The following is a 12,511-nucleotide window of genomic DNA, read 5'->3' as shown; positions in this document are numbered from 1 at the left end:
CCACCCTAATTTCATAAGGCAATCGAAAGACTGTTTTATGCTCAAAAAGATAACGGATTCCCGATTATGGATACTCTGATATAGCTCATTTCCCCATAATAGCTCCAAGGCGGTAAATCATTCCCTTTTCTTCAGGGCTTGCAGCCTGTGACCCTGATCTCTGGAAAGAAAATAAAAAATGATTCATGTCCTTTTCAACGCTAACTATATAGTTTTAATTAAAATAAAAAGCCGCACTCATCCCAGCAAAAGGGACGAGTGCGGCCGTGGTTCCACCCTAATTCCATAAAGCATATCGAAAGACTGCTTTATGCTCAAAAAGATAACGGATTCACCGATTATGGATACTCTGAATAGCTCATTTCCCCATAATAGCTCCAAGGCGGTAAATCAATTCCGTTTCTTCAGGGCTTGCAGCCGATGGCCCTGATCTCTGAAAAGAAAACAGAGAAAGATTCGTGTCCTTATCAACGCTAATTATATAGTTTTAAATAAAATAAAAAACGCACCCATCCCAGCAAAAGGGACGAGTGCGGTCGTGGTGCCACCCTAATTCCATAAAGCATGCCGAAAGACTGCTTTATGCTCAAAAAGATAACGGATTCCCCGATTATAGATACTCTGATTATATCATTTCACCATAATAGCTCCAAGGCGGTAAATCAATCCCGTTTCTTCAGGGCTTGCAGCCGGTGGCCCTGATCTCTGGAAAGAAAATAAAGAAAGATTCGTGTCCTTTTCATAGCCCATATTGGATATTTTTACTGATTTTAATACACTTTTTGGAAAAGGTCAAGAGGGTTAATAAAACTTTTAGACCCTAATGAAACAACCCGGATTCCTTCGATTTCTTCATCAGCACTTTCATTTTTCTGCTTAATGGCTCTTTCAGAAAGCTTCCAATTAATAGTGCAATAAAACCGAATAGCATGAGGATCAGGAGATCTCTGTACACTCTCTCCCAAACAATGCCTCCAACAGCTTCTCTCATTAAATCAATGGCATAAGAGAAGGGCAGGAAGGGGTGGATGGTTTGGAAAAATTCCGGAAGCAAGGCGGTCGGGTAGGTTCCGCCAGCACCCGCAATCTGCAGCACCAGCAAGACAATCGCCATGGCTTTTCCTACATCGCCAAATACAGATACTAATGTATAAACAATTAATATAAACACTAAGCTGCTTACCAGTCCAAACAGGATAAACCATACCGGTGCTGCCACATCCACTCCGAGAATGAAGATATCCCCTATGGTTACGACCAGTGTCTGTGCAAATCCAATGCTTAGGAATGTGAGCAGTTTGCCGAAATAGATTTGTTTTCCCGTTAAGACTTCAGGATGATGGACACCTGTAGCCAATAGAGAAATTAATAGAAGGGCACCTACCCATATCGCAAGTACGGTATAAAAGGGAGTCATGCCTGTTCCGTAATTTTGGATTGGGAATAGGCTGTTTTTATTGAGCTGAACAGGTTCCTCGAAGAAACCCTTCTCTGCTTCGGGATCATTTTGCAGCAGCTCTATGATCTCGTTGATGTCTGTCTCGCCCTGGATATCCCGAATCCGATCGGCTAATTGATTGATCTTTGAACTAACGTATGGATATTCTCCTAGTATATGTTTAAGAGTTTCTTTCCCTTTGCCCAAGTTCCCCTCTGTTTTAGCAAGGATTTTTTCGATTTCAGGAATGGCAGATTGTATTTCAGTCAGGATATTCCGGGCATTACTCAATGTTTCCTTGGCGCTGGCCACTTCCTGTTTGATGGCTGGACGGATGTTTTCATTATATTCTTTAACGAATGCGTCGATCCTGCCTGCAGTTGCAGCTGAATTTTCTTGAAGCCGGGTGATTAAATCATCCGCTTCCTGCTGCTTGTCTGAAAGAAAGGCATTGACCTTCTGCCCGTTTGCCTGGATCGTCTGCACTTCCTGCTTTAATGCAGCCAATTGTTCCAGAGCCTGATTGATTTGTTCCTGATTCTGGCTTGTGCCTTGTTCAATATTAGATTCCTGCAGCTGCTTTAGTGCTGTTTCGATAGTCTCGATATTCTGAAGCGAACCCGCGATCTGCTCATTGATTCTATTGCTAATTTCCTTTCCCTGGTCCAGTTTCAAATCAGAGGTTTGAACCGAAGAGATAAAATCGTTCACCTTTACCGCCATATTCTGCACATTCTCCAGATTCTCCTGAATTTGGGGCTCCATTGCATTCAGGCGATTCTCAGCCTCATTTATAAATTTCATCGTTTCATTAATTGTCTGCAGACCGTTGCCTGTTGCACGTTTGGCATCGGGAACGAGTGCTTGTGCCTTATCAATCATTTTTTGGGCATTTTCCGCATCTGACAGGGAGCTGCTTAATAAGGAATGGATTTCAGGAAGTTTTTCCTCCATTTGAAAAACATACTCTTCGAACCGCTTTATATCCGGAAGGTCTTTTTCAATCTCCAGACCCAATTCATTAAACTTCTCAAAAATAGTTCCATTCACGGTCGAGATAAAATTGCTTGTAACCGTATCGACAATCCCGCCTGCACCTTTTTCTGTGATTTTAGGTGCAATGGCATTGATTTTTTCATTCACATAATACTCGATTTTCGCTTTTTCGGGCTGATCTTCAATGACACTTCCCAGCTTCTGAGAGAAATTTTCCGGAATCACAATGACGGCAAAATAGTCGCCGTATTCCAGCTTATCCATCGCGTCTTTCCGGTCTCCAAAGTGCCAGTCCATATTATCGTTCTTCTTCAATTCCTTGACGATGTCATTTCCAATATGTATGTCTTTATCGCGAACCACTGCTCCGGCATCTTCATTCACTATTCCTACTGGAAGCTGATTCGTTTGACTATAGGGATCCCAGGAAGCCTCGATGTTAAACCAGGCATATAAAGAAGGCAGCAACGTCAAACCTCCGATTAATACTGCCGCAACCCAGTTCGTAAAAATACTTCTAATATCCTTTTTATAAATTTTCCACATGCTGTTCAGTCCAATCTGCTCGTCTTCCTATAGATTTTGTGAATAATCCATTAAATATATTCAGGATCTCAGTGAACAGCAATTCTACCCCTAAAAAAACGGTGTAAAACCAAAAGGGCATGGGCGATTATTTTTGGAGCTAAAGGAGCAGGCTCATTCGCATAAGGAGAAGAAATCCGAGCGAACGAGTCCGAACAGGGCGCTCTTTCAGACAGGGGAGGAAAAAATCCGAGTGAATAAGTCCGAATTTGGTGCTCCTTCAGACACTGAGGTAGAAACACGAGCGAAACAATAAATGACCTGCTTCTCTGTTTAAGAACTCATTACTTTTATAAAATCTTCAATAAATTCCTGATAATTAAAATCCAGAAAAATATTTATATTCTTTTCAGCAGGCTTGGAGCTGACTCTGAAATCAGCGATGGATGTCCCTCTTCCTTCATCCGCTGTTAATATTTTTACATCTCTTCTAATGGAGCTTCCCATTTCAGGATTGACCATGAGGAACAGTGTTAAAACATCATGTAATGGAGCACCGTTAATCCCGGGAATGAGTTTTTTATAAGCTTCTATATAGTACTCCATTGCCTCATCCATAATCTGAATCAGCGGGTTGTCAGTCAGCTTCTGTATCATATTAATATGTTCCATTGTAACGATGGCCTTGTTCGTAACATTAAGCGGGACAATATAGATATTATCCATATTGGTTACTACTACCTGTGAGGCAACGGGATCACCATAAAAATTTGCCTCTGCTGAAGAAGTTACATTTCCAGGAACCAAAAAAGCACCGCCCATAATATAAAACTCCCTAATGACGTCGGATATATTTTCCCCTAATATAAAAAGTGCAGCTAATGAGGTATTTCTCCCCACATCTACTACAGTAACGTCCGGGTTCATTCTTATAATGTTGTAGAGCTCCGAAAAATTCGTCAGCTCTCCCTGCACATCCACCGGAGGGCGTATAGGACCCAATCCCTCTTCACCATGAATTTCAGGATAGAACCTTGGGATCTCCCCTGATGAAGGACTATTAGCTCCGCCGATAATAGGGATATCTTTCCTGCCGGCTAGTCGGAGCAGATAAGCGATATTGTCTGTTGCTTGTTCTTTAGTGACATTCCCGTAACTCGATACGATAGCTAACACCTTGATGCCGGGATTGAGAAGGGCATACATGATGGCAACAGAATCATCAATGCCAGGGTCTGCAAACAAAATGATTTTTTTCATTTATCTTCCTCCCATACAAAATATTCATTTGTATAACATATCAAAGGAGGAAGTGGGTTATGCCTTTAAGGCGGAGAACCTTACCGCTGGTATTGACAAACATTTCAAAAAATAATATGATAATAATCCTGCCAATTTTACATTGGCCTAAGGGGACTGTGAAAAGTTCATTCTTCTTTGAAAAGGATGGGTACCATGAATAAAGAGCAATTGATGGAAAGTGCGCGCAGTATGAAGGAACGAGCTTATGCTCCCTATTCCAAATTTCCGGTTGGAGCTGCATTATTGCTGAAAGACGGCACTGTCATTAATGGCGTTAACGTGGAAAATGTTTCGTTAGGTGCAACAAACTGTGCTGAGAGAACAGCTATTTTCACTGCAATTGCTAACGGTTACAAAAAAGGTGATCTTCAAGCTATTGCTGTAGCTGGTGATACGGCAGACTTTCTTCCGCCGTGCAGCATATGCAGACAGGTGTTAGCCGAGTTCTGTATGCCTGATATGCCAGTCTACTTAACAAATGAGAAGCAAGAAATATTGGAACTGACATTAAAAGATTTATTGCCGTATGCGTTTACGGATTTAGAGATGTAGCATAAAAGGAGGGCAAGCTTTGAGAGATATTCACTCAAAGCTTGCCCTCTTTATTTTACAAGGCGATAACCACTCTATTTCTTCCCTCATGTTTGGCCTTGTATAACGCCTGGTCTGTTTTGTTCAATAACTCTGAAAAGCTGTCCGCTGCAGCGGGATAGCTGCTAATTCCCATGGAAACAGTGACTGGTTTTCCGGAGGGGCTTAAAGTGTATTCAGTGATTTTCCTTATCCGTTCTGCAACAGATTCCGTGATATAGATATCGGTTTCTGGAAGGATGATTAGAAATTCTTCACCGCCTATGCGGAAGCACAGATCACTTGCTCTCGTTTCCCTTTTAACTAAATCAGACAGAAATTTTAATACTTCATCTCCCGCTTGATGGCCAAACTGGTCGTTTACTGCTTTAAAATGGTCAATATCAAATAAAATGATGGAGTACCTATCGAGCTCACTTATCTTTTTTTCTAAAAAACGGCGGTTGTAGAAACCGGTAAGCGGATCCAGGTTCGACTCACTTTCCGCATTCGTCAGTTTGGTCTGATAAAAATCCACAGCTATTAAAATAGCTCGCTTTAATTCCTTTAACTCAAAATACCAGTTGGGAATTTGCGGCACAGGACGAGATGGTTCGGTCGTCATCTGCTTTGCGTATAGAGCTAGATTTCTGATCGGATTTACAATTTTTTTCAGCATGATCAGGGAGAGGGCGAATACAAACAGCATAAAGAGAATGGCAATCAAACTTACTTGCCTGGCCATTTCAAAGGTTGGCTCCATCACAGATTCTTTAGGAGTCTGGGATACAATGCCCCATTTGCTTGTTGAGGCAGCAGAGGCATATCCGGCAAGCATGGCTATGCCTTTCGTATTCGTGACTTCCAGATTTCCGTTTCTTCCTTCTAAAACGTACTGTACCACTTTGTTTTCCTTTACATTATCGTTAATTCTATTTTTATCCGGATGATAAATAATATTACCTTCAGAATCAACCACATATACATAAGAGTTATTTTCATGCTTTGGATGCTGCCCCAGAACTTGGATGAGGCTATTATCTTCATGCAAATAGATGGTTCCGGCAAGAAATCCCTCATACGATCCGCTTTCATCAAAAACGGGGACAGATATAAGCAAAATTAATTTTCCGGTCACACCTACATAAGGCTTTGATATTATTGGAACTTTCTTTTCCAGAGATTTTTTTGCACCGACACTAGTTAACTTTGTTCCCTTTAAAGCCATATCAGGAGCGGATGCCACGACGCGGCCTGTTTTGTCCGCAAAAAATGTAGAATTGAAATAGGTAGTCGACTGCAGAATGAAATCTAACTCTTTGTGGATTTTTTGGGAATCGTTCGTCATAAGATCTTCATTTCGTGCTTCGATGGTCAGATTTTTAATCATATTGACAAAAAGAGAATCTGTAACAGCTGCGAGTTTTTGAGCATAATATTGATTTTCTATTAAATAATTTTTCTCCAGGTTGTTCCTGCTGACCACTACACTGGAAATGACACTTCCTGCATAGGTGCCAAGCATAGCAAAAGCCAGTAAGCCTAAAATAAGCCACTGGATGCTTAATCTTATAGGTTTTTTCATTTCTCTTCACCGAAAATAAAGTGCTATTTATAGTTCAAATAACCTACTAAAATATACCATGAGATTTGTATAACTCACAACAGGAAATAAAAAATTACAAATACTAGAAGTAATTTCCAATCATGAAAAAAATGAAAATAAATGTATAGAAGTTTAAAAGAAATATAAATGAAAAATTAGTGTAAGAGGATTCTGTCTGATTCTTAATCTGCTGTGAGGAGGTGCAGTTCATGTTCAAAAAGGATAACAAAGTGAATAAAAAAGGGATTTGGGCCATCGATGGTTTACTATTTGGCACAGGTGCAGGTGCCATATTGGGGATTATAACATACAATCAGCAATGGCTGGGATGACTGGAGAGTATCGTAATTCCCGCATCTGGATAGTGCGGGAACCTTATAATATTAGGAAGGAATATCGAATCAATGAGGAATTCCATGTCAAAGTATATTAGTATTTTCTTCTTAGGTGCGTTGGTAAGTTTCTTACTCTTTTTTATCTTTGGTTCTGTATTTATGGAAGGAGGGAATCCGGCAGAAGAAGCGGTATACACATTCGGAACAATCATTGTCTTATTTATGTTATTTTTTATTTCGCAGATTTGTTATTTAATTGATTTAATTAATAAGAAACGGTACTCATTGATTGTCCGCTACTTAAGCGCGACCGGCTCCCCAAATTCATCAAAAGGATGCTTAAAGTCAAATGCAAAAGAGTCAGGTCCATGCTGGATATAAGAATCATATCTTTTGAAAGCTTCCTTCCAAGAAACATTTGATAGCATATCCGACCACCATATCACATAATTAGGCTGTCTCTCCGGAAGAGGATCAAACCACTTATTCCTGTCCTGCAATGCTTGCCTATGAAGACCTGAATAGGTAAAACGATATAAAGATTGCAGGTCATTCCATACAGTTAAGGTAAGAACAGGAGTACCATTCCCTTTAATCATTTCTTCAGGGAGCTTCAATCTATTTGGGTTGAATTCTTTGATGAGCTGTCCAGTTTTAGCAGCCTCTCTCATTATATAATTTCCTGCTGTAAAGAACTCCCTGAAGGCAGGGTGCTCTTCTGTATGCTTTAGCTGTCCAACTGTCAAAATTGCCGCAAATGCCAAGTTAATTCCCCCATCATTCCTTTTTATCTACCTATATTCTGAAAAGAATGGACTAATTCCTGGATGGAGAGGTTAATTTAATGGATATTGCCATTTTAGATTCTAATAGGGGGCTTATTTTACTTCCCTTAAGCCCTGCCCTGCAAGAATATCCCGGATACCTTCTTCACAAACGCCATAAGAGCGCCAAGAACAAGTTTCACAAACAGTCTGTATATCTGAGGGGAGAGCATACTTCTGGATGTTTGACTCGATATCCTGCCAGTACAAAATTTGTCCGAAATTAAGGCCTAATTTCTCCAGAATAACAGCATCTCTTTCATAAATATCATCGTGTTCACAATGGTATTCACCTGAGTTGGGATACTTTTCACACAGGTGATCCGGCCCTTTAACAAGCTGTATCCATGTCCTGGGGTTGTCTCTCAAGGTTTGATGCATACGGGTCATATTTTCCACATATTCCTGAGAGTAGCCCATTCCCCGATAGCCCAGTAGGCAAAATAGATGATGGCCACGCAGCTTATACATAATATCCCCCCATTGTTTAGATTAGATATATTGGTAAACTGAAATGATAAATAGGTTAACATAATTATTTATATTATCATATATTTTTGCCTTAGAACCTTGATTGAAAAGTGGAGAAATGGGAATATGTAGTAGGATGGAATGTTAACTTTATAAATGAGCACATTGATTGTTGACGCATTTCACTTTGGTTTTTATAATCTTATCAAGTGATAGGGTTCGCTTACTTGAAAGGGATTTTGCTTATGTTACTAAATGCAAGCGATACACATAAAAAAATTGTGAAAGCAGCACATAAGCTTTTTATGGACTTAGGGTATCGGGCGGTTTCCACGAGAAGAATTGCTGAAGCCTGCGGCATTACGCAGCCTACCCTTTATCATCATTTTTCCAATAAAAAGGCCATTTATATGGAAGTGCTGAGGACTGAACTGGTTGATATGCAAAATGCATTAAGCAGAATTATTAAGCGTTTTGAGGATGATATTGAAGAATGCTTATTCCAGGTCACTTATTATATTTTAATCAATAAGCCTCCTTCAATGGGCCAGATGTTTCATGATATTCAAAAAGAATTAGATCAGGAGCATCAGGGAACCGTTCGGAAATGGTGGATGGAGTCTTATCAGGATCCTATTGCCTCGATCTTTGAAAAAGGCATTAAAGATCAAAAGCTGAGGGATCCCGGGGAAATAGGATCTGACCCGGTTTCATCGGCGTACCTGCTTTTAAGTCTGATTTCATCAAGGAATACGGATTACAAATTGAAAGAAAGCCTGGCGAAAGAACAAGCCAGATTTTATATCAAAGTGATTCTTTATGGTTTATCGCAGTCTAACGGGCAGTAAGCCCCCCCTTCAAGACTCAGAGGAATCAAAGGAGGATAAGTGAGGTCAAACTGCCCGTAAAGGCCCGATTGGTTCAACTAACAATCAGCGGGGGAAAAGCCCCCCCACTGATTGAAGTTTCACTTTATCGGCGTCAAAGGAATAACGATTAGTAACTTTAACAAAGTGGCATGTTAAAGTTTTTTTTTGGAAACAGTCTATCAATTGATAGGTTTGTATAGTTTTTGTATAATATTTTTATAAATTAATTATAAAGGAGAATAAATGATGAATTTTTTAACAAAGTTCAGTTTAAAGAATGCCGCTGCGGTCTTTATCATTTCATTTTTATTAATCACTGGCGGTATTTACTCTTTTTCAAAATTAAAAGTGGATCAATTTCCTGATATTGAGTTCCCGCAGATATCCATTGAAGCGGTATACCCTGGTGCATCTCCATCTGATGTGGATAAACAGGTAGTTTCGAAGCTTGAGGATCAGCTTGATTCCATTGAGGGTGTAAAGAAGATGACCAGTTCTGCTTATGACAGCATTGGGATCATTAACCTGGAATTTCCATTTGATACAGATCTCGATAAAGTGGAACAGCAGGTGAATTCGGTTATTGATGAAGCCGGATTGCCTGAAGAGGCTGAAGTGAAATTAAACCGGCTCTCTTTTGGTTCTTTTCCAATTTATAATATCTCCTTTTTCAGCAAGGACGGGAAAAGCATAGAGGCTGTCATGAAGGATGATGTCATTCCTGAATTAAATAAAATAGAAGGAATCAACAGCGTATCTGTTGCAGGCTTAACCGATAATCTTGTGCAAATTACGGTCGATAAAGAGAAAGCAGCAGAAGCAGGATTATCACTCAGCAGCATTAAAGAGCAGATCAATGAAAAATACCTTTCTTTCCCGGCAGGTGAGCTAACGGAAAGTGAAGAGCAAATCCCGATCCGTGTAGAAGAAAACCTTGATTCTATTGCAAATCTGGAAAATCTTCAGCTTCAGCCTGCTATTGGCGGCGCTCCAGCTGAAGGTGCCGGTGGCGGCGGAGAGCAGGGCACCCAGCAATCTGCCGGTATTTCCCTAAAGGATATTGCAGACATTGAGCCAATAACAGATAAAAGTGAATTAGCACGTTATAATCTCAAAGATTCATTATCCATGGCAATCACAAAAAAACAGGAAGCCAACACCGTTGAAGTGGCAGACAAGGTAACGAAGGTACTTGAAAAATACGATGATCAGCTCGACTACGAGATTGGCATAGACTCTGCCAAGGATATTGAAAAATCTGTCAGCACTTTAGTCAAAGAAGGTCTGTTGGGGGCACTATTTGCATCCATTGCGGTTCTGATTTTCCTGCGCAATGCCAGAGCGACCATTATCGCAGTCGTTTCCATTCCTTTGTCCATTCTGATTGCAGCGATTTTTCTAAACCAAATGGACATCTCATTGAATATCATGACACTTGGCGGCATGGCTGTGGCTGTAGGGCGTGTGGTGGATGACAGTATCGTCGTCATCGAAAATATTTTCAGGCGGGTCCGCAAATCCAATGAGGGGATGTCCGATAAAATTATTTTAGAATCCACCAAAGAAATCCTAAAGGCGATCACCTCATCAACATTAACGACCGTTGTGGTATTTCTTCCGATCGGTTTTGTTGGCGGGATTACAGGGAAATTCTTTTTGCCTTTTGCTTTAACGATCGTGTTCTCCCTTTTGGCATCGCTGCTGGTTTCCATCACGATTGTGCCGATCCTGGCAAAATTTTCGTTCAAGAAAGTGCCGGCTGATGAAAAAGAGGGAGCTCTTCAGAGGTTTTATGGCCGTTTAATTGAAAAATCGCTCAATCACAAGTTAGTTATCTTATTTATTTCGCTCGTATTGCTTGTTGGTTCATTAGCGGTTGTGCCTTCTTTAGGATTTACGTTTATTCCTAATGAACAGTCCAAAACGCTGACAGCATCGATTGAATTGCCATCATCCGCTTCACTGGAAAAAACAAATACCATCTCACTGAAGGTGGAAGAGATGCTGGATGAGCAGAAAGAAGCGGCAGATGTCACAGCCGCTATAGGAGCCCGGGATTTTGCCACAGGACTGCGGCTTGAAAACAAAGCAAGCTATTTTGTTAACTTAAAAGATAATGTAAATGTGGAGAAAACGATTAAATCAATTGAAAGTAAAATAGAAGATATCTCAGAAGAGGAAAACGCTGATTTGAAGATTAGTGTCCAGGAGCTGGAAACAGGCGGGCCTCCTTCAAATAATAATGTGGATATCGACTTATTTTCCAATGATTTAGAGGCGCTGCAGAAGGCTTCCAAGCAAGTGGAAGAGTATATGCAGGAAAATAATGATCTGAAATATATTACGAACAACTTCAGTGAAAAACAAAAGCAATTTTTAGTGGAAATAGATTCTGAGAAAGCTAGTGAATATGGTTTGTCGGGATTCCAGATTCTTGGAACTGTCAGCGATCAGACGAAGCCTGTGAATGTCGGGACGCTGCTGCTCGATGATAAGGAGCAGGAGGTTCAGCTGTCCTTTGATAAAGAACTCAGGTCAAAAGAAGAATTGGAAGAGGTTACCCTATTTTCTAAAAGAGGACCAGTCCCCCTTTCAGAGGTGGCTGAGGTAAAGGAAATCGATACCTTCACATCGATTCAGAAACTGGACAGTAAGGTTTATGCCCGCGTTTCAGGCCAGGTAAAAGGAAATGATGTGCAGGCAGTATCATCAGAGGTAAAGGCGGGAGTGGAAAAGCTTGATCTGCCGGATGGAGTATCCTTAACGAGCGGCGGAGGCAACGATGAAACAGTGGAGATTTTCCAATCACTGGGGATTTCCATTCTTGTGGCAATCGGGCTTGTGTATTTAACCATGCTGATTACCTTTGGTAAAGCCCGTATTCCATTTATTATCCTTTCATCACTTATCTTTGTTCCAATTGGTTCGCTTGTATCACTTTACATGATTAATGAGCCTCTTTCTGTAAGTGTGATGATTGGCTTCCTGATGCTGATTGGAATTGTCACAACGAATGCGATTGTGCTTGTCGACAGGATCGGACAGAACAGAACGAAAGGTTTGCCTATTAGAGAGTCGTTAGTTGAAGCAGGGAAAACAAGATTACGACCAATTCTAATGACAGCATTTGCGACAATTGCCGCATTAATCCCGCTGGCTTTGACCACCTCATCAGGAACACTTATTTCTAAGGGCCTTGCGGTAACAGTCATTGGCGGTTTAACATCATCCACACTGCTGACATTAATTATTGTTCCTGTTGTGTATGAATTATTTTTCCTGAAGACGTCTAAGATAGAGAGAAGAGCTGACGGTAAATAGGATGGAGGGAACACTCCATCAGGAATTTATTTCTGCCTGTATTGAATTACTCATCACAAGTTGGTATATTATCATATATATGTAATCAATGATGTGATCAAGTAAATAAGGATTGTGAAACAGAAAATATAGCCTGGGCTGAGAGCTATATCACCCCTCCTTATTGAAACCTGCCACGGAGATGTTAGGAAAAAGCTAACCGGGTCGTTTCGTTATTAACGATTAGAGGGCTTTAGATTTTGTAAAAGCCGAAC

9 protein-coding genes and 4 other annotated features (2 of these 13 only partly in view) are annotated in these 12,511 nt (G+C 40.6%); of the genes, 4 read left to right on the top strand and 5 right to left on the bottom strand.

Going from position 1 to position 12,511, the window contains the following annotated elements; all coding sequences use genetic code 11:
* Window positions 1-207, bottom strand: a binding site (T-box leader); it reaches 25 nt to the left of the window's first position.
* A gap of 40 nt (window positions 208-247) precedes the next feature.
* Window positions 248-480, bottom strand: a binding site (T-box leader).
* Between the two features lie 39 nt (window positions 481-519).
* Window positions 520-752: a binding site (T-box leader), on the bottom strand.
* Between the two features lie 68 nt (window positions 753-820).
* Together AC3WTL_RS17495 and AC3WTL_RS17490 are read right to left on the bottom strand one after the other, a co-directional pair.
* Window positions 821-2,980 carry a YhgE/Pip domain-containing protein gene (locus tag AC3WTL_RS17495; RefSeq protein WP_492369807.1) on the bottom strand — a complete coding sequence of 720 codons (2,160 nt, stop codon included), beginning with the start codon at window positions 2,978-2,980 and terminating at the stop codon, window positions 821-823.
* A 312-nt stretch (window positions 2,981-3,292) separates the two neighbouring features.
* Window positions 3,293-4,219 carry a nucleoside hydrolase gene (locus tag AC3WTL_RS17490; RefSeq protein ID WP_222499916.1) on the bottom strand — a complete coding sequence of 309 codons (927 nt, stop codon included), beginning with the start codon at window positions 4,217-4,219 and terminating at the stop codon, window positions 3,293-3,295.
* A gap of 195 nt (window positions 4,220-4,414) precedes the next feature.
* On the opposite strand from AC3WTL_RS17490, the gene AC3WTL_RS17485 reads away from it, so the two are divergent.
* Window positions 4,415-4,813, top strand: a complete 399-nt coding sequence (locus AC3WTL_RS17485) for a cytidine deaminase (RefSeq protein ID WP_197214151.1) — start codon at window positions 4,415-4,417, stop codon at window positions 4,811-4,813.
* A 55-nt stretch (window positions 4,814-4,868) separates the two neighbouring features.
* Here the strand turns inward: AC3WTL_RS17485 and AC3WTL_RS17480 are convergent, their stop codons facing one another.
* Window positions 4,869-6,416 (bottom strand): sensor domain-containing diguanylate cyclase, encoded by a 1,548-nt coding sequence (locus AC3WTL_RS17480; RefSeq protein ID WP_492369806.1) that lies wholly within the window; start codon window positions 6,414-6,416, stop codon window positions 4,869-4,871.
* 230 nt (window positions 6,417-6,646) lie between these two features.
* Between AC3WTL_RS17480 and AC3WTL_RS17475 the strand changes: the two genes are divergently transcribed.
* Window positions 6,647-6,769, top strand: a complete 123-nt coding sequence (locus AC3WTL_RS17475) for a hypothetical protein (protein ID WP_261391571.1) — start codon at window positions 6,647-6,649, stop codon at window positions 6,767-6,769.
* Window positions 6,770-7,068: 299 nt separating this feature from the next.
* Here AC3WTL_RS17475 and AC3WTL_RS17470 read toward each other — a convergent pair whose 3' ends face one another.
* A complete protein-coding gene (locus AC3WTL_RS17470) occupies window positions 7,069-7,536 on the bottom strand; it encodes a DUF3291 domain-containing protein (protein ID WP_222499910.1) in 468 nt (155 codons plus the stop codon).
* Window positions 7,537-7,650: 114 nt separating this feature from the next.
* Complete coding sequence (locus tag AC3WTL_RS17465; protein WP_222499908.1) at window positions 7,651-8,067, bottom strand: DUF1284 domain-containing protein; 417 nt, start codon at window positions 8,065-8,067, stop codon at window positions 7,651-7,653.
* Window positions 8,068-8,312: 245 nt separating this feature from the next.
* Between AC3WTL_RS17465 and AC3WTL_RS17460 the strand changes: the two genes are divergently transcribed.
* Window positions 8,313-8,915 (top strand): TetR/AcrR family transcriptional regulator, encoded by a 603-nt coding sequence (locus tag AC3WTL_RS17460; RefSeq protein ID WP_492369805.1) that lies wholly within the window; start codon window positions 8,313-8,315, stop codon window positions 8,913-8,915.
* 267 nt (window positions 8,916-9,182) lie between these two features.
* A complete protein-coding gene (locus AC3WTL_RS17455; RefSeq protein ID WP_492369841.1) occupies window positions 9,183-12,257 on the top strand; it encodes an efflux RND transporter permease subunit in 3,075 nt (1,024 codons plus the stop codon).
* Window positions 12,258-12,336: 79 nt separating this feature from the next.
* Window positions 12,337-12,511, top strand: a binding site (T-box leader) (it continues 41 nt past the right edge of the window).

Source organism: Cytobacillus sp. EB106-05-05-XG126, assembly GCF_058791715.1.
The sequence above is the reverse complement of the archived record's forward strand: the minus strand, read 5'-3'. Positions and strand labels throughout refer to the sequence as shown.